The organism is Flexithrix dorotheae DSM 6795, assembly GCF_000379765.1.
Lineage (GTDB): Bacteria > Bacteroidota > Bacteroidia > Cytophagales > Flammeovirgaceae > Flexithrix > Flexithrix dorotheae.
Genome location: NZ_KB903465.1, coordinates 495,525 through 514,913, shown reverse-complemented (window position 1 = coordinate 514,913; position 19,389 = coordinate 495,525). Strand labels below are relative to the sequence as shown.

General features: G+C 36.9%; 13 protein-coding genes. 10 read left to right on the top strand and 3 right to left on the bottom strand.

Going from position 1 to position 19,389, the window contains the following annotated elements; genetic code table 11:
- The first annotated feature begins 38 nt into the window (after positions 1–38).
- The 3 genes from A3EM_RS0129085 to A3EM_RS0129070 all read left to right on the top strand — a co-directional run bounded on the left by A3EM_RS0129085 (position 39) and on the right by A3EM_RS0129070 (position 4,094).
- On the top strand, positions 39–1,736 hold the full coding sequence (locus tag A3EM_RS0129085) for a GMC oxidoreductase (protein WP_020531782.1): 1,698 nt from the start codon (positions 39–41) through the stop codon (positions 1,734–1,736).
- 497 nt (positions 1,737–2,233) lie between these two features.
- The gene (locus A3EM_RS0129075) at positions 2,234–3,187 is read left to right on the top strand and encodes an alpha/beta hydrolase (RefSeq protein WP_020531780.1); all 954 of its coding nucleotides are present in this window, start codon (positions 2,234–2,236) and stop codon (positions 3,185–3,187) included.
- Positions 3,188–3,239: 52 nt separating this feature from the next.
- Positions 3,240–4,094: a DUF3667 domain-containing protein gene (locus A3EM_RS0129070; protein ID WP_020531779.1), complete on the top strand. Its 855-nt coding sequence runs from the start codon at positions 3,240–3,242 to the stop codon at positions 4,092–4,094.
- Positions 4,095–4,169: 75 nt separating this feature from the next.
- Here the strand turns inward: A3EM_RS0129070 and A3EM_RS0129065 are convergent, their stop codons facing one another.
- Both A3EM_RS0129065 and pyrE read right to left on the bottom strand, forming a co-directional pair.
- Positions 4,170–4,403 (bottom strand): hypothetical protein, encoded by a 234-nt coding sequence (locus tag A3EM_RS0129065; protein WP_020531778.1) that lies wholly within the window; start codon positions 4,401–4,403, stop codon positions 4,170–4,172.
- Positions 4,404–4,584: 181 nt separating this feature from the next.
- Entirely contained in the window at positions 4,585–5,217 is a 633-nt protein-coding gene (pyrE, locus tag A3EM_RS0129060; RefSeq protein ID WP_020531777.1) for an orotate phosphoribosyltransferase, read from the bottom strand.
- Between the two features lie 517 nt (positions 5,218–5,734).
- On the opposite strand from pyrE, the gene A3EM_RS0129055 reads away from it, so the two are divergent.
- The 5 genes from A3EM_RS0129055 (at position 5,735) to A3EM_RS0129035 (ending at position 16,345) form a co-directional block, all read left to right on the top strand.
- Positions 5,735–6,958, top strand: coding sequence for an efflux RND transporter periplasmic adaptor subunit (locus tag A3EM_RS0129055; protein WP_020531776.1), 1,224 nt, complete (start codon positions 5,735–5,737; stop codon positions 6,956–6,958).
- 55 nt (positions 6,959–7,013) lie between these two features.
- Complete coding sequence (locus A3EM_RS0129050) at positions 7,014–10,181, top strand: efflux RND transporter permease subunit (RefSeq protein WP_020531775.1); 3,168 nt, start codon at positions 7,014–7,016, stop codon at positions 10,179–10,181.
- A 49-nt stretch (positions 10,182–10,230) separates the two neighbouring features.
- Positions 10,231–11,574, top strand: coding sequence for a TolC family protein (locus A3EM_RS0129045; protein ID WP_020531774.1), 1,344 nt, complete (start codon positions 10,231–10,233; stop codon positions 11,572–11,574).
- A 202-nt stretch (positions 11,575–11,776) separates the two neighbouring features.
- Positions 11,777–14,941, top strand: coding sequence for an efflux RND transporter permease subunit (locus A3EM_RS0129040; protein ID WP_020531773.1), 3,165 nt, complete (start codon positions 11,777–11,779; stop codon positions 14,939–14,941).
- 105 nt (positions 14,942–15,046) lie between these two features.
- Positions 15,047–16,345: a D-arabinono-1,4-lactone oxidase gene (locus A3EM_RS0129035; protein ID WP_020531772.1), complete on the top strand. Its 1,299-nt coding sequence runs from the start codon at positions 15,047–15,049 to the stop codon at positions 16,343–16,345.
- On the opposite strand, the gene A3EM_RS0129030 is transcribed toward A3EM_RS0129035, so the two are convergent.
- Positions 16,346–17,581: a DEAD/DEAH box helicase gene (locus A3EM_RS0129030; RefSeq protein WP_020531771.1), complete on the bottom strand. Its 1,236-nt coding sequence runs from the start codon at positions 17,579–17,581 to the stop codon at positions 16,346–16,348. It abuts the gene before it with no gap.
- Positions 17,582–18,073: 492 nt separating this feature from the next.
- Between A3EM_RS0129030 and A3EM_RS0129025 the strand changes: the two genes are divergently transcribed.
- Both A3EM_RS0129025 and A3EM_RS0129020 read left to right on the top strand, forming a co-directional pair.
- A complete protein-coding gene (locus A3EM_RS0129025; RefSeq protein ID WP_020531770.1) occupies positions 18,074–18,466 on the top strand; it encodes a hypothetical protein in 393 nt (130 codons plus the stop codon).
- A gap of 111 nt (positions 18,467–18,577) precedes the next feature.
- A complete protein-coding gene (locus tag A3EM_RS0129020; protein ID WP_020531769.1) occupies positions 18,578–19,381 on the top strand; it encodes a hypothetical protein in 804 nt (267 codons plus the stop codon).
- The last annotated feature ends 8 nt before the right edge of the window (positions 19,382–19,389 follow it).

Below are 19,389 nucleotides of genomic sequence, written 5' to 3'. Positions count from 1 at the left end.
AAAAAAATCTTCCTGAAACTAAAATATATTTATTGAAAATGAATCTTAATTTAAAAGCAAAAAAAGAAAATACCTACGATGCTATTGTGATAGGATCGGGCATAAGTGGAGGATGGGCTGCGAAGGAACTTAGTGAAAAGGGTTTGAAAACCATAGTGCTGGAAAGAGGATACAATATTGAGCATGTAAAAGATTACCACACAGCACAAAAAGCCCCCTGGGAATTTGAGCACCGATTGAGGGAATCGAAAAAAGTACAGGAAGAATATTATGTGCAAAGCAGAACTGGTCAGTTCAATGAGGCAACCATGCACTTATGGGCCAATGATAAGGATAGTCCTTATACGGAAGTAAAAAAGTTCGATTGGATTAGAGGATACCATGTTGGAGGCCGATCAATTATGTGGGGAAGACAGAGTTACCGATGGGGGGATTTAGATTTTGAGGCGAATGCGAAAGATGGTATTGAAATAGACTGGCCCATTCGCTATAAAGACCTTGAAAAGTGGTATGATTACGTGGAGGGTTTTGCCGGAATTAGTGGCCAAAATGAAGGTCTGGCTCATTTGCCAGATGGCAATTTCCTGCCGCCCATGGAAATGAATTGTGTAGAAAAACATGTGCAGGGAAGAATTGCTGAGCATTTTGATGACCGAATAATGACAATTGGCCGGGTGGCAAACCTGACTCAAAACCATAAAGGCAGAAACAAATGTAATTATAGAAGTTTATGTTCAAGAGGATGTCCATATGGCGCTTATTTCAGTAGTTTGTCTTCTACTTTGCCCGCTGCAGCTGCCACTGGTAATATGACGCTAAGACCTAACTCTATCGTAAACTCCATTATTTATGACAAGGAGCAAAAAAAGGCTACGGGTGTAAGGATAATTGATGCGGAAACAAATGAAACCATTGAGTTTTATGCCAAAGTGATTTTCTGTAATGCCTCTACTTTAGGATCTACTTTTATTTTAATGAATTCTACTTCGGATGAATTCCCTGATGGTTTGGGAAATACAAGTGGAACTTTAGGACATTATTTAATGGATCACCATTTTAAAGTAGGAGCCAGAGGTGCTTTCGATGGTTTTGAGGATCAGTATTATTATGGAAGAAGAGCAAATGGAATTTACATTCCAAGGTTTAGGAATTTATCCGAAAAGCGTTCGGATTATATCAGAGGGTTTGGATATCAGGGCGGAGCCAGCCGGGGAAATTGGGGAAGAGGTGTGGCTGAAGAAGGCTTTGGCGCTGATTTTAAGGAGCAAATGACCAATCCTGGTTCGTGGGGAATGGGATTGACTGGTTTCGGAGAATGTTTGCCATATTATGATAATAAAGTGACTTTAAATCATAATGTGACGGATAAATGGGGACAGCCAACTTTAAATATTGATTGTGAATTTAAAGAGAATGAGATGGCTATGCGGAAAGATATGAAAGAATCTGCTGCAGAAATGCTGGAAGCTGCCGGAGCAAAAAATGTTAAGATGTATGATAGCGACCCAACTCCAGGCTTAGGTATTCATGAAATGGGAACCTGCAGGATGGGGAAAGATCCCAAAACTTCTATGTTGAATAAGCATAATCAACTTCATGAAGTAAGCAATGTATATGTAACAGACGGAGCGGCAATGACTTCAGCAGCCTGCCAAAATCCATCTCTAACTTATATGGCCTTAACTGCAAGGGCTTGTGATCATGCGGTGAATGAATTAAAAAAGAGAAATTTGTGATCAGGAATTTCCCTGGAACCAAAAAACGGTTTGTTGCAGCAAGATCTTCGCTCCATACCTTGCGTAAATTATGCATCAAAAAAATTGAAGACGCAGGTTTGCGCAAACGCAGGCAAGGCTGAGACAATTTTTTCTATCACATTGGAAGTACTTAATTGCAATTTTTATTAAAAATATTGAGTTGATAATCAGTTGTTTATAAAAAAAATAAATTTTTATTAAAAATATTTTCAATATGAGGTTATATAAAATGCATTTACTTCCACTAATTAATTAAATAACTATTTTAAATAGTTAGTTGGTTAGTTAAAATGCAAAAAAGAATTCTTTAAGGAGCCCCAATATTGGGGCTTTTTATTTTTTGTATAATTCAGAATTTTGCTCACCTGCAATTTTTCTTGCTTCACCTTCAAAATGCAATTATTTATCAGGTTGTAATAGGGTTTAAGGTTTGGGATATTTAACTTTAAAGTCAAACTTCCGAATACCAACAACTAATGAGAAAACTTCTACTTTCACAATCAATTTTTCTATTTATTCTTTTCAATTTTTTCGAATCATATTCACTTGCTGGAAATCCGCCATATGCGGGTGATTCCCTTACGATTACCTATGCCAAGAAGGACAGTGAGGAATTGAAAATGGACGTCTTTTCTCCAAAAAATCCAAAGGGAAATTTACCACTTGTTATTTATGTACATGGTGGAGGATTTAGTGGTGGAAATAGACGGGGAGGGATTAAATTCTGCAAGGAAATGGTGCAAGAAGGATATGTCGCGGCAACCATAAGCTATCGCCTTTATATGAAGGGTAAATCTTTCAGTTGCGATCAGCAACTTGGAGAGAAAATAAAAGCCATTCAAATTGCTTCAAATGATTTGAGAAGTGCGGTAAAATATTTTATAGATCATCAGGATGAATTAAACATTGATCCGGAAAAGATTATCATTTCAGGCAGTAGTGCGGGGGCAGAAACCATTTTACAATCTGCTTTTTGGCCAATGGATAAGATGGATTTTGATGAGCCTGTTTTAGACAAATCCTTCAAATTTGCAGGTCTAATTTCATTTGCAGGGGCATTAATGGATTTAAACTTAATAAATCAAAGTACTGCTGTTCCAACTTTATTATTTCATGGAACTTGTGACAATTTAGTCCCATATGCCACAGCAGCACACCATTATTGTGAATGGAATGCTCCGGGATGGCTCATGCTTTTTGGCTCTCATTCCATTGCAGAAAAGATCAGGGAAGTAGGAGGGTCGGTCCAATTATTTACCTTTTGCGGAGCGGGTCATGAAATAGCCGGGCAACCCTTAAGAACTAACCTGGATGATATAAAAAGTTTTATCAGAGAAGCTGTTCTGGAGGGGAAAAAAATTCAGGGACATGAAATTATACCCACAAAAAATTGTAACTCCAAACCAATTCCCAATGGTATTTGCGAATAGTAAGGAATTGTGATTTTTATTCTAATTTAAAGGAGTAAAATCATAATTTAAGATGGCTGTTATAAAAGAAATTACGCATCAATGTAAAAATTGCGAAAATGAATTTACAGGCAAATTCTGCAATAAATGTGGGGAAAAGGTTATAGACCCAAAAGAAAAAAATATTAGTTTCTTTGTCAGTCAGTTTGTTTTTGCTTTATTCAATTTTGATAATAAATTATTTCGAACTATAAAGGTGCTTTTTAGTCAACCTGGTCAGCTAACCCATGAATTTATTAGGGGAAGAAGAAAACCGTTTATCAAGCCTCAGTCTTTATTCCTTTTAATTACCGTAGTTTATTTTATTGTCAAACCATTTCAACTATTTATAACACCTCTTAATATTCATGAATCTCATCAGCATTATGGGGAATTTGCTTCCAGTCAGGTAAAAAATGTTTTAATGGAGAAAGGTATTTCCCACGAAGAACTTTCTCTTTTATTTATCGCAAAAAGTGAAATAGTGGCTAAGTGGCTGATTTTACTTTTTATTCCCACGATAGCCATCCTGCTGTTTCTTTTATATTTCAAAAGGGAAAGGTTCTTGGTGGATCATCTCATTCTGTCATTGGAATTAAATTCCTACAATATTCTGGCTCATTTTCTTATGCTCCCTGCAATTGTTTATGTAATAATAATTGTTTCCAGAATTACATCAGAGTCTGATTTTTCTTTTAATGACGATTTTTTTATTCCCTTCACAGGAATTTCTCTGCTCATCTTTTTTACTATAGCCTGTAAAAGGATTTACCAAAACTCCTGGGTAATTTCAACAATAAAAAGTGGAATATTAATATGGATCCTATCTTTATTTTCCTTTTCAGTCTACAGGTTTATTTTATTTTGGATTGTGATGAAGATGTTATGAATTTTGTCACTCATAAACCAAAAAAGGCTTACCATTTAAAAATAGTAAGCCTTTTCAGTTGATGAATAATTTGAATTATTCACTATAAAGTTTTTCTCTTATTTTTTGAATTCTATCAGCGGTGGCTCCAGATTCATCTGCTTCATATTTGTTAGGCAATTGTCTTGGCTCTCCTCCCTTGTTTCCCCAAACTCTCTCGTTTTCCGGAGTTGGAGAGCTAACTACTGCCTGGTTATGGTCTTTTAGGCAGGAAGATGAACCGATTAGAATAAATAAAAATACGATTGAACTTAAAAATGCTTTTTTCATTGTCAAGAATTTATGGCTAAATGATCAGTTTATAAATGACCAGTTAAAAATCTATTGCAATTATTTTTGCGCAAATATAAAACCCAATGCCTTATATTTAAAGTAACTATATGGAGTTTTTTTCAAAATAACTGGTATCCTTTAACTAAAGGAGTGGTTATAAATTATAACATCCTTTATTTTACACTCCCCATTCTGCAGGATTGTTACTCCATTCCTTTAAAGAGGCTACCTCACTTTCTTTTATTTTATTTTCGCTTAGAGCGATTTCAAGCAAAGTTGGGTAGTCTGTAAGTGTGTGAAAGGGAATTCCTGCTTTATCAAAATTCTGATCGGCAATTGGGAAACCATAGGTAAAAATGGCAAAAAGGCCTTCAATTTGGTGACTGGCAGCCTGAAGGGCTTCAGCCGCTTTTATGGAACTTCCTCCTGTGGAAATTAAGTCCTCAATTACTACAATTTTGGCATCTTTGGATACCTCACCCTCAATCATATTTTCCCGGCCATGACCCTTGGGTTTGGACCGTACATATAGCATAGGCAAATTTAATTCATCGGCTACCAAAGCTCCCTGAGGGATACCCGCTGTGGCCACTCCGGCAATTGCGGAAACTTCCGGGAAGGTGGATTTTATTTTTTGTGCCAGCGATTCTTTGATGTAAGTCCTTACTTTCGGATGGGAAAGCGAAAGCCTGTTATCACAATAGATGGGGGATTTCCAGCCTGAAGCCCAGGTAAAAGGATTTTGAGGTTGTATTTTAATGGCTCCAATTTCAAGGAGCATGCGTGCAATTTTTTTCTTTATTTCTTCCATGTGGCAAAAATATCATTCAGTTCCAATTATACCTAACAGGTATTGGTTTGTCTTATGGGTATTTATAAAAGTATTTGAATATCAATGAGGAAATTTATTTACCTGTAAAAAAACTCAGCCACCCAATTCAATTTCAATCGAGTATTATTCCAAATAAAACCTTTAATATCCATTCATGGAAGAATCGTATAAAATTAACGCCTTTGTAGTTTAATTTTGCGCTTGAAATAAAGGGTGTGCTTTGTGGGGCCATTCAAACAAAAATAAACTATTAGCACAGAAGAGTGTTTGATTATATAATGCTATAGAATTTAATTATTGGAAATAATATATTGAAAACCAGATGGTTAATTAATATTTTTTGATTTTCAAACATATATTCAAAGGCATTCAAATGCATCTGCAAAAAACTTAACCAAACTCATTTTTTTTATACTGACAAAGGCAATAGGAGATTAGAATTTCTTCAAAATATTCGTATACATTCGCTCAAAATTATTTAAAGCAACAACATTTTATGAAAACAAGGCAAATTATTACTGTAGTTATTGTATTAGCAATAATCGGAGGGGCTATTTTAGGAATGAACTTTCTTTTTACTTTGAAAGAAGAACCTAAAAAAAGAGCTGTTGCTCAGGCAGTTAAATTGGTAAAAACTGAAAAGGTAGTATATGGAGATGTGGGGACAAAGGTTGTTGCTTTTGGAAGAACAGCCTCTTCTTTACCCCTGGATGTAATTGCAGAGGTAAAAGGGAAATTAATTTCAGGGAATATTCCCTTAAAGGAAGGGCAGAAGTTTGCCCAGGGCGCACTACTTTTTAGAATTGATGATACTGAAGCTAAACTTACCCTACAATCCCAAAAGAGTGAATTCCTAAAAGATCTGGCTTCTGTATTGCCTGATTTTAAGGTGGATTTTCCTCAAAACTACGACAAGTGGCTGAATTATTTTGAGTCTGTGAATCTGGATGAACCATTACCCGAAATACCAACTTTTGAGACCAATAAAGAAAAAACCTATCTGGCTACAAAAAATATTTTCACAAAATATTACGCCATCAAGTCCGCTGAATTTAACCTCTCAAAATACAATGTTTATGCGCCATTTTCGGGAACGGTTTCTGAAGTTAGCCTTTATGTGGGTTCCTTTGCTAATTCAGGAGCAAAGGTTTGTAAAATATTGAAAACCAGCAATCTGGAGTTGAAAGTTCCTGTAGAAACCGGAGATATAAACTGGCTAACCATTGGCAACGAAGTAGATATTAAAACAGAGGATAATGCGCAGCACTGGAAGGGGAGAATTGCCCGAATTGGTGATTTTGTGAACCCAACCACTCAATCCATTGATGTATTTATTCATGTGCTGCCAGGAGAGCACCGGATTTATGAAGGGATGTATCTGGAAGCTACCATGCCTGGAGCTATTATAAAAGACGCCATGGAAATTCCCAGAAATGCAGTTTTTGCCGGATCCAAGGTATATACCATGCAGGACAGTCTACTGGAAAGTAAGCCCATCAAAATCCTGAAAATTAATTCCGAATCGGTGGTTTTTCAGGGCCTGAAGGAAGGAGAAGAATTGGTGGTGGAACCACTTGTGGGAGCGTCTGAAAACCTAAAAGTGGCCAAACTGCAGGAAAATATTGATGTGGAAGTAGCGAAGAAAAATGAAGGTTTTGAGGTGAAAAAAACCAAATTTGAGCCCAAAGAAAATGAGGATAAGCCCACGGAAAAGAATTAATAATCGATTTATTGTTGAATACTACCTATAAACACTACTATCATTTTTAAAGTGCATGCAAGAGTTAATTGAAAAGTTTGTCAAGTTTAAAATACTGTCCAACATAGTGATCGCAGTGACGATTATTGCTGGGCTCCTAAGTATTTTGAATACAAAAAGATCTTTCTTTCCTGAGACCAAGCCGAGAAATATTTCCATTCAGGTGGTTTACCCAGGTGCCTCTCCTGAAGAATTGGAGGAAGGAGTGACCCTGAAAGTGGAGGAGGCCATAAAAAGTATCCCGGGAATAGATGAGGTTAATTCCACTTCTTCCGAAAATATGGCTTCCATTCAGATAAAAACTCTGAAAGGGTATGATCTGGACGATATTTATACAGAAGCCAAAAACGCTGTAGACAGGATTAATTCTTTCCCTTTGGGGGCAGAAAGACCAACCATTTTTAAAGAAAAACCAAGGTCAACAGCCATGTTTCTTGGCTTAACAGGGGAAAAGGCAGATTTATTTGCACTTAAGGACTATGCAGAAGAAATTGAAGATGACCTTCTTGCCTCAGGGGTAATTTCTCAAGTAAGTGTGTTCGGCTTTCCTAATCTTGAAATTTCCATAGAAGTTACCGAAGAAAATTTATCCAGGTATGGCCTGTCATTCGATCAGGTGGCCAGTGTGGTGAGGCAAAACAACCGGGATATTTCCGCTGGATCAATCAAAGGGAGCAACGAAGAAGTTTTAATCAGATCACGAGCCAAGGAAACTTCAGCAGAAAAAATTGGGGAAATTATTTTAAGAGCCAATAATGATGGTAGTAATTTATTGCTAAGAGATGTGGCTACCATTACCGAAAAATTTGAAGATGTTCCTTCTAAAGCCTTATTGAATGGAAAAGAATCTGTTTCTATCCGAATTGACAAATTACCTGAAGAAGATTTGGTGGACATTTCAGTTTTTGCAGCAGAATATGTAGAAAAATTTAACGAAAAGCACCCTAGCCTTCACCTGGAAGTTACCTATGATTTTATGGACATGCTTAACCAAAGGTTGTCCATGTTGATCAGTAATGGTGGTTTTGGTTTGGTTCTGGTGGTGATTGCCCTGGGTTTATTTTTGAGTGTAAGGCTTTCCTTCTGGGTGGCATGGGGAATTCCTTCGTCCTTTCTGGGAATGTTTTTCTTTGCCCAATTTATCGGAATTACCATCAATATGATTTCTCTTTTCGGGATGATTCTGGTAGTAGGAATTCTGGTAGATGATGGGATTGTAATTGCGGAAAATATTTATGCCCATTTCGAAAAAGGTAAAAATCCCTACCGAGCAGCTGTAGACGGAACCATGGAGGTGATTTCTGCAGTATTTACTTCGGTTTCTACCACTGTGGTGGCTTTTGTGCCGATTTTGCTATTAGATGGAGGGATGGAATTTTTATTTGAAATGGCCATTGTGGTGATTTTAAGTTTAGTATTTTCTTTAATTGAGGCATTTTTTGTATTACCAGCCCACCTGGCGAGTGACCATGTTTTACGTGCTAAAAATAAAACTTCCAAAATCAGGAATGTGCTGAATAGTGCTATCAATTACCTGAAAATCAATATTTATGGAAAAGCGCTCAAATTTACCATAAAACATAAGTGGATTTCAATTACAGTTGTAACTGCATTATTTCCCATTACCATCGGGCTTTTGGGAGGAGGATTGATAAAAGCTACATTTTTTCCTCAAATTCCATTTTCGAGTATTAATATCAATATAGAATTTAAAGCTGGAACCCGGGAAAGTATAGTAGAGGAAACCATAGCCAGTTTTGAGAAAAGTATTTGGGAATTGAATGATGAACTGAAAAAAGAACATCAGGATACAGTTAACTTTATTAATTATACTTTTTCTAATATCGGATTTTCAACCGATGGCTCAGGAAGTGGAAGCCATGTGGGGTCTATTAATGTATTCCACCGGGAATTGGAAGGCGATCCTATTGATGGATTTCAATTGAATAATCTTCTCAGGGAAAAAATTGGGAAAGTACCAGAAGCTGAAAAACTGACTGTAGGAGGAGGAAATAGCAGATGGGGAAAACCTGTATCTATTCGCCTGATGGGCAGGGATTTCGAAGAATTGACTAACGCTAAAAACTTCCTGAAAGGTAAGCTAAATGAAATTTCCGATCTAAATGAGATCACAGATAACATTACTGTAGGAAAAAGAGAATTACAAATTGAATTGACCAGTCAGGCCTACTTTGTGGGATTAACACATAATGAAATTGTAAAACAAATCAGACAGGGATTTTTTGGGGAAGAAGTACAAAGACTTCAGAAAGGGAAAGACGAGGTGAAAGTGTGGGTGAGGTATCCGGAAACCGGTCGAAGAAATGTAGGAAAACTGGATGAGATGAAAGTAAAGTACATGGGAAATGAATTTGGCCTGGATGAAATGATTGACTATGAAGTGAGCCGAGGAGTTGCTGATATCAGGCATTATAATGCTGCGAGAACAGTAACGGTGGAGGCCGATTTGGTTGATCCCTATGGGGAAGTACCTCCAATTCTGGCCAAAATAGAAAATGACATTGTACCTGAAATTAATGCTTTATATCCTACTGTAAAGGTCGACTATGGAGGGCAGGCAGAAGAAAGTGCAAAATCCAGCAGGGAGCTATCAATTTATTTTGGAGGCGCATTTTGTGTGATGTTTTTACTGATTATGTTGAATTTTAAATCATTTTATCAGGCGATATTAATTATGGCTATGATTCCCCTTGGCTGGTTGGGAGCTATTTTAGGTCATGGTATTCAGGGAATCCCGGTTTCAATTTTAAGTGCCTGGGGAATGATTGCTTTATCGGGGGTAATCATTAATGATGCCGTAGTATTTTTGGATAAATATAACAGAAACCTGAAGGATGGCATGAAAGTTTACGATGCCGCATTTGATGCCGGAATATCCAGGTTCAGGCCTATTTTATTGACTTCGATTACCACCGTGTGCGGGCTTTTTCCCTTATTGGTGGAAGGCAGTTTTCAGGCCCAGTTCCTCATTCCAATGGCTTGTTCCATTGCCTTTGGTGTATTAATTGGAACTTTTATTATTCTATTATTCTTTCCCGTACTGATTATAATTTTTAATGATATAAGACAGAAATCCACCTGGATTTGGACTGGTGAAAAACCTGAGCCAGAAGCTGTGGAAAGGGTAATTATTGACCGGGAAAAAGAAGAATTATTAACCTGACAATCATTTATTTTCTATTGAAACAACCACAAATCGATATAAATTTAAGATGACGTTTTTAAAGCAAGGAATTATCACAACAATTATTAGCCTGGTATTTTTTCAGGTGAATGCACAAACTCCATTGTCACTTTCTGATGCAGTACAGCTGGGCTTAGACAAAAACTTTGATATTCGGATTGAGAGCAAGAATGTGGAAGTAAATACCAATAACAATACCTGGGGACAGGCCGGCAGATACCCTACAATTCAGATTGGAGTAACCCAGGGAAATAACCGAAGAGATGTACAAAACCCAGCTTCATTCTTACAGGGTGCAACTATTTCCAACAACCTAAATCCTACAGTTTCTTTAAACTGGGTGCTATTCGATGGGATGCGGGCGAACATTACCAAATCCCGGCTGGAAAAATTGCAGGCAGAGTCGGAGGGAAATGCTGCTGTAATTGTTCAAAATGCTATTGAAGCTATCATTCTTGGCTATTTTAGGGCTGTTTATGAAAAGGAAAGAATCGAAGTGCTCCGAACTACCCTTACTGTTTCCAGAGATAAATACGATTATGTATTGCTGAAAAAGGATCTGGGTAGTGCAGTGACTACTGACGTGTTGCTGGATGAGGGTAATTACCTGACTGATTCTATTAATTTTCTAAATCAGGAATTGATCTACAGAAATGCAGTAAGAGACCTGAATTTTTTACTGGCAGTTTCAGATGTGGAGCAGGATTACATATTTACAGACTCTCTTAGGTATCTGGTGGATGATTTCAATTTTGATGAACTACAGAACAGGATGATGAGTAATAACGCCAACCTGAAAAAAGAATACATCACCCAGGCCATCATGAAGGATAATATCAGTCTGGCCAAAGCTGATTTATATCCCAGACTGGATATGGGCATCAGTTATTCCTACGATAAAAGCCGGGTGGATATTTCTAATACAACGCTTGCAGGACCAGATAGAGACCCAGTGGCGAATGCAAGAACTACTAATATGGGGATTAATTTTTCCCTGACCTATAACCTGTTCAATGGAGGCCGGGTAAAAAGGGCTATAAAAAATTCAATTGTACAATATGATATCGAAAACCTTAGGGTGGAGCAATTGAAGCAATCTTTGAATCTTGACCTGGCTGCAGCTATTGATTTGTACAATAATAGAATTTTGTTGAAAGGGATAGCCTCAAGAAGAAAGGAGTCCGCAGAATTGAACCTGGAACTTTCATTGGAAAAATTCAAAACAGGAACAATTAATTCATTTGATTACCGGCAGGTACAAAACCAATATTTATTAGCTGCAGTTCAGGATTTGGAAGCTACTTTCAACCTGATTGATTCCAATGCGGCTATTTTGAGATTGACCGGGGGGATCATTGATATTATTGAGTAAAATATCAGGGCAATTGAAAAGCTAGAAAAGCCAGATGGTTAATTTTTTCCCAACTGGCTTTTTTAATTCCAAGACATTAAAAATCACTTCAAGATTTCATCAAATTAACCTGATAGATTTACATTGGAATAACCCTTTTAACCTAAACAACCAGTCAAAACTTTCTGTTTTTATTTAAACACATACTTGCCTACTTTGCTATATGAGGAAAATTGTTGAGAATTTTATTAAGTATAAAATTCTATCCAATATTGTAATTGCAGTTACCCTGATTTTAGGAATAATCAGTTTTTTCAATACTAAAAAAGCTTCTTTTCCTGAAACTACTTCCCGTTTAATTACTATTCAGGTGGTTTACCCGGGAGCTTCCCCAGAAGAAATGGAAGAAGGGGTTACGCTGAAAATTGAGGAAGCCATAAGGAATATTCCGGGCATTGACGAGCTGTCCTCCACCTCCTCAGAAAATAATGCCAATATACAGGTAACTACATTAAAGGGTTTTGATATAGATGATATTTATACCGAAATTAAAAATGGCATTGACAGAATTAATTCATTTCCTCTCGGAGCAGAAAGACCGACCATCATCAAAACCAGATCAAGGTCAACAGCCATGCGGTTGGGTTTAATTGGCGAAAATGCTACTCTTATAGAGCTGAAAAAATATGCGGAGGAGATTGAGGATGAATTAATGGCTTCAGGAGTAATTTCCCAAATTTCTATTTCCGGATACCCAAACCTGGAAATTTCTGTAGAAGTTACCGAAGAAACCCTCTTAAAATATGGTCTTTCTTTTGATGAGGTAGCCAATGTAATTCGGGTAAATAACCGGGATATTTCAGCAGGCTCTATCAAAGGAACCAGTGAGGAAATTCTGATCAGAAGCAGGGCAAAAGAAACGACTGCGGATAAAATTGGGAACATTACTCTGGTTTCTAATGTGGATGGCAGAAGCATTTACTTAAGAGACATTGCCACCATAACCGAACAGTTTGAAGATGTACCAAACCAAACCAAGCTCAATGGAAAAGAATCTGTAGCCATTGAAGTGGAGAAATTACCGGAGGAGGATTTACAGGAAATATCAGATTTTGTACATGATTATGCAAAAACTTTTAACAAAGAAAATCCTAATCTGGAATTAATCATCACCTTCGATTTTTATGAAAGACTGGAACAAAGGCTGGCTACACTTTATGACAATGGCCTGGTGGGTTTGATTCTGGTAATTGTTTCCCTGGGAATCTTTCTCAGTGTCAGGTTGTCTTTCTGGGTGGCTTGGGGAATTCCAGCTTCATTATTGGGCATGCTAATTCTGGCTCAGGGATTTGGGGTAACCCTTAATCTGGTTTCTCTCTTTGGGATGATTCTGGTAGTAGGGATTCTGGTGGATGATGGAATCGTAATTGCGGAAAATATTTATGTGCATTTTGAGAAAGGAAAAAATCCCTATCAGGCCGCTGTGGATGGGGCACTTGAAGTAATTCCTGCAGTAACAACCTCTGTAACTACTACAATTGTGGCTTTTATCCCACTATTATTTCTTCAGGGAAGATTGGAATGGATGTTTGAGATGGCGCTGGTGGTAATTCTGGCATTGGCTTTTTCCCTGATTGAGGCCTTTTTGGTATTGCCGGCACATTTGGCTAGTCCACATGTACTAAGGGTTCAAAATAAAAATTCCTATATCCGGAAGCATTTAAACAGGGGAATTGATTTTTTAAAACTGAATATTTATGGTAAAATGTTGACTTTTACCATGAAACACAAATGGATTTCTGTAGCCATTTTACTTGCTTTATTTCCCATAATAATAGGCTTAATTGGTGGTGGAGTAATCAAAACAACTTTCTTCCCAAGTTTTCCACCCTCCAGGCTGGAAGCCAGTATTGAATTTAAGGCAGGAACCAGAGAATATGTGGTAGAGGAAGTATTGAAAGGTTTTGAAAAAATTGTTTGGGAAGTAAATGAAGAATTAAAGACCAAATACAATGATCCTGTTGATTTTGTAGAATATACTCAACTGTCTTTAGGTCGGTCTTCAAACCTCACAGCCAGCGGTAGTCATGTAGGTTCATTAACTGTTTCTCACAAGGAACTCGATGGAGATCCCATCAGTAGTTATGAACTTACCAATATTATCAGAAAGAAAATCGGTGAAGTTCCGGAAGCTGAAAAACTGGTAATTGGCGGGCGAAACAGATGGGGAAGTCCGGTTTCTATTCGGTTGAATGGAAAGGATTTTGAAGAATTGACGCAAGCCAAAGAATTGTTAAAATCAAAACTTGCGGAGATATCTGCACTAAAGGAAATTACAGATAATATTACTGTAGGAAAGAGAGAATTGCAGTTAGATTTAACCAGCCAGGCTTATTTTTTAGGCCTGACTCCAGGTGAGGTGAGCAAACAGGTAAGACAGGGCTTTTTTGGGGAAGAAATACAGCGATTACAAAAAGGAAATGATGAAGTGAAGGTATGGGTGAGATATCCGGAATCAGGAAGGTTGCAAGTAGGCCAGTTGGACCAAATGAAAATAAAAAGCAATGGCAATGAATTGCCTCTAAAAGAACTGGTTAATTATAAAGTAGAAAGGGGAGTGGCAGATATACCTCATTATTCTGCTGCCAGAACTGTTACAGTGGAGGCCGAAATGGTAGATCCTTATGGAGAGGTACCACCAATTTTAGCAAAAATACAAGACGAATTTGTGCCGGAAATCCAGAGTCTTTTTCCAAGTGTAAAAATAGATTACGGGGGACAGGCTCAGGAAAGTGCCAGAGCCTCCAATGAGCTTACCATGTATTTTGGAGGTGCATTTTTTGTCATGTTTCTCATTATCATGATCAATTTTAAATCTTTCTATCAGGGTATTTTGATTATGAGTATGATTCCTCTTGGATGGATTGGCGCTTCTTTGGGCCACATTTTACAGGGAATTCCCATTTCCATTTCAAGTGCCTTTGGAATGATTGCACTTTCCGGGGTAATTGTGAATGATGCCGTAGTATTTCTGGATAAGTACAATAGGAATTTACTTTCTGGTATGAAAGTTTACGATGCGGCTTACGATGCCGGAATTTCCAGGTTTAGGCCAATTGTACTTACTTCCGTAACTACTGTATTTGGGTTATTGCCGCTTTTAACCGAAACCAGCCGTCAGGCTATGTTCCTCATTCCTATGGCATGTTCCATTGCCTTTGGGGTATTAATAGGGACTTTTATTATTCTGTTGTTTTTCCCTGTGTTGTTACTTTACTTTAATGATATGAGGAGATATTCGAAATATATCTGGACGGGTAGGAAGCCAGCTCCAGAATTAGTGGAAAGAGTAATTATTGATCAGGAAAAGGATAAACTATTGCATTAAAAAATTATTGATATTGATATAGTTTGTAAATAATGACCTATTTTAGAATTGACTAAAATAGGTCATTTGCTTTATGAAGGAACCTGATCTGAAATATCAATCTGAATGAAAATGAAAGTTAGAAATTGGGGAGGAAATTTAAGTTTCACTCCAGCTGAAATAAAATATCCAAAGTCGGAAAATGAAATTGTGGAAGTTATCCGAAAAGCCAATGCAGAAAACAGGAACATTCGCATAAAGGGCTCCGGGCATAGCTGGACTAGGTTAATTCCCACCGACTCCATCCTAATTTCACTTGACCAATATCAGGGAATTATTTCCATCCATAAGGAAAAGCGTTTGGTTACGGTGAAGGCCGGTACAAAATTGAAATTGCTTGGCCAATTATTGGATTCACACGGCCTTGCCATGGAGAACCTTGGGGATATTGATGTACAATCTATCGCAGGAGCATTGAATACTGGGACCCACGGAACCGGGACCGCTTTTGGTACGCTTTCCACACAAATTGCCGGGCTTACTTTAATTACCGGGAATGGTGAAAAAATCGTCTGTTCCGAAACCCAAAACAGGGGAATTTTTAAAGCTGCCCAAATTTCCCTTGGAGCATTGGGTATCGTGAGTTCCTATACTTTAAAATGTGTTCCTGCCTATAATCTAAAATATGAATGTAAAAAAGAAACTTTAGAGGATTGTCTTCAAAAATTAGAGGCTTATAATAAAGAAAACCGGCACTTTGAATTTTACTGGTTTCCACACACTAATGTGGTTCAAACCAAAATTATGAACAAGACAGAAGAGGTGAAAAAGGAAAACGAAATCCTTAAAAAATTCAATGATGTGGTGGTAGATAATGGTGTTTTCTGGCTTTTGAGTGAGTTTACCAGGTTTTTTCCCGGGTTTAGTAAGTATTCCAGTAAAATATCTGCCTGGGGTGTTTCTACAGGTTCTTATTCAGATAAAAGTAATCTGATTTTTGCGACAACCAGAATGGTAAAATTTACTGAAATGGAGTTTAATATTCCCAGAGAAAATTTCATTCCTGCAATTCGGGAAATACAAGAAACCATTAGTAATCATAAAATTCAGGTTCATTTCCCTTTGGAGTGCAGATTTGTAAAAGAGGATGACATCATGATTAGTCCGGCTCATGGCAGGGCCTCAGCTTACATTGCTGCGCATATGTATAAAGGAATGCCCTACAAAGCCTATTTCAAATTACTGGAAGATATTTTAAAAAAATACGGAGGGCGTCCTCATTATGGTAAATTAAACACTTTTAGCCATGAAGATTTTGAAAAGGCATATACCAATTGGGGGCAATTTAAAAAAATAAGAAATCAACTAGACCCGAAAGGAATATTCTTAAATGATTACCTTAAGGGAATATTTAAAATCGCCTGATTACCTCTTTTTCTTTTTTCTTCTCATTTTTAACCCTTCTTCCTGCTCCTTAAGCAATCTTTTCCAGTTGTCATCATGATCACTGGTAAAATCCAAAGTATCTCTGTAGTCGGATTTGGATATTTCCAGGACATTAATGGTATTATTAATAAATCCTTCAATTTCCTTCAGCATCTCTATTTCTTCTTTGCTGCAAAATGAAACGGCTGTTCCTTTATGAACTCCTCTGCCAGTTCTTCCTACCCTGTGGACATAGTTCTCCGCCTGATCAGGCAAATCGTAATTAATGACATAATCTACATTTGGAATATCAATCCCTCTTGCACTTACATCAGTGGCGATCAGTACTTTAAATTTGTCGTTTTTAAATTGGGAAAGCAGGGTTAATCTTTCTTTTTGTTCTTTATCTCCATGGAGTGTGTAGGCTTCAATGTTAACTCTACCCATGGCTTTGGCCACTCTTTCCGCTCTCACTTTTGTTCTTACAAAAACCAGTATTTTGCTGGTCGGATTTTCATTAATTAATCTTTCCAGAAAAAATCTTTTGTCGTCCATTTCAATAAAAGCTACAGAATGGTCCACATTTCTGGAAACAGGGTCTTTGGGGGAAATTTCAATTCTAATCGGGTTTTTAACCAGTGAGTAGGCCAGTTTTTTAATTTTTTCATCGATAGTAGCAGAGAAGAATAAGGTTTGCCTATTTTGAGGCAGATGTTTAATGAGGTCCCGAATATCTTTAATAAAACCGAGGTCAAGCATGTGATCGGCCTCATCGAGTATAAGAATTTCTACCCTGTTCAGTCTGATGTATCCCTGACTAACCAAATCAAACATTCTTCCGGGAGTAGCTACCAACACATCAATTCCCTTTTCCAGTTTGGTGATTTGAGGTCCCTGTTCCACTCCCCCAAACACACAAAAGGAATTGATTTTAGTAAACTGTCCTATTTTTTGGAAAACACCTGTAATTTGCATGGCAAGTTCTCTTGTGGGGACCATCACAATGCACTTTATACCATCCTTTCTTTTCTGCACTTTACGCGATAGTAATAAATGCAGCACAGGAATTACGAAAGCGGCTGTTTTCCCAGTCCCAGTCTGGGCTATTCCCAGCACATCTTCTCCCTTTAAAATTGGTGGAATAGCCTTAAACTGAATATCTGTAGGTCTTTTGTAACCCATTTTTTCAAGGCTGTTCTTGATCTGGTGGGATATACTATATTTTTCGAACTTCATTACACCAATTTTTTTATTTGAATAGGCAAAGATAGGAGTTCCTGTTCCTTAATGTATATAATAAGCCATATTCACCCAATTTATACTTTAAATTTTTCTGATTGTAACATATTGCGGTGATCCTATATACTGATAAAGAAAAGTGAATTTAAATCTTCTCAGGAAATACGTTTTAGAGCCCGGTGTTCTATTAGGCGCTTTATCCTATAGCAGGAGTGCTCAGATGAAAAGACTCTGCCAGCAATTCTGATGTTTTGGGTAATTTTTACCGCAATCCGTAATAATCATAAATTTTCATTTTGCGTATTACCTGATATAGGAAAGCAAAGGAAAAAAAATCTCGATATGAAAGATTATTTAACAAAAATAAATGATTCGCATAAATGTAAGACTTCTCCGTTTTTTTAATGATTTTGGGCTTCACAACCTCTTCATCAATTGTGAATTCTAATTTCTATCTAAATTATTATTAGCATAGTTAAATTTAAAAATATGGGATCAGTTAGCATTATCACCTACAAAGGACTAAAAATGGTTTACACGGATTTATCCAATTGCAATGCAGAAGAAGCAGCCCAAGTCTTTATGGATTGTAAAAGGGTAATTCAAAGTCAGGAAGAAGACAGCGTATATAGTCTGGTAAATATTGAAAATATAAGATATAACTCCGAATTGGTAAAAACTATAAAGGATGTAGTGAAATCGAACAAACCTTACGTAAAAGCCGCATCGATTCACGGATTATCCACTTTAACCCAAATTATGTTTAAATCGGTTATATTATTCACAGGAAGAGATATTTATCCGGTAAGCTCTTTGGGTGAGGGGAAAGAATGGCTTTTTAAGAAATGGGAGAAAAATCAATTGGTGGAAGAATTGGGTTAGTCCAATTCTTTTGCCAAATATCAGGTTTTTGTAGTTCCACCATTTTTTCAAATTACTTTTTTCATAGCACTTCTTTATATTTGGCCAACAAAATACATTTTTTTGACTTTGATGATTAACCTATTCCATAAGCCCGTATTTATTGCAGCCCTAATCTTTTTAGGATCAATTAACGCTGAGCCGGTTTTGAAAAAAGAAAACAGACTGGAATTTCAGATTGATGAAACAATCCTCAATGGCAAGGATATTCAGTATTACCTTATTTTGGTGGATAAGGAAGGGAAAGTTATTTCAGAAACAAAAGAAAATGAATCTGAATTTTCTTTCGAAAAGCAGGTAAAACCCTTTGACATTTATAATTATTGGGATAAAAAAGGGGATGAGGAATATTTTATTCTAATGACTAAGGTAGCTTATGTGGTGGATAAGGACATTAGCTTTTTTTCCGAAAAGAAATTGAGTGATGTTAATTTTTTAAATGAAAGGCTTCCAGATTATAAAATTGAGGAAACAGGAGATAAAAAGTATAAAATTCATTGTGGTTTCCTGGCCCCTTCTTTTGAATATGACCTTTCATTTTACAGGCCTCCTTATAGCCAGCATCCTGAAATAAAAAGTCTCGTTCAAAATATTTGTATTGAACAAATAAACACAAAATTACCAATGCCCAGCCTGACTTTGGTTCAGCACAATTATAATTTTTCAAGAGTTTTAATGCAAAAAACCTCTAAAATGTCGGTGTCGGTAAGTAATTTTTATGCATTTGAGGAGGATAAAACCCTGGAGATCAATTATACACTTAATTATATTTATGAGTTACCTCCCAAATTTTTGGGTGGTCACGATTTGGTTATCAATGAGATATTAGATGGAATTAAAGGCTTAATTATTAAAACAAGGGAATTAAGCCAGTAATTTTTTTG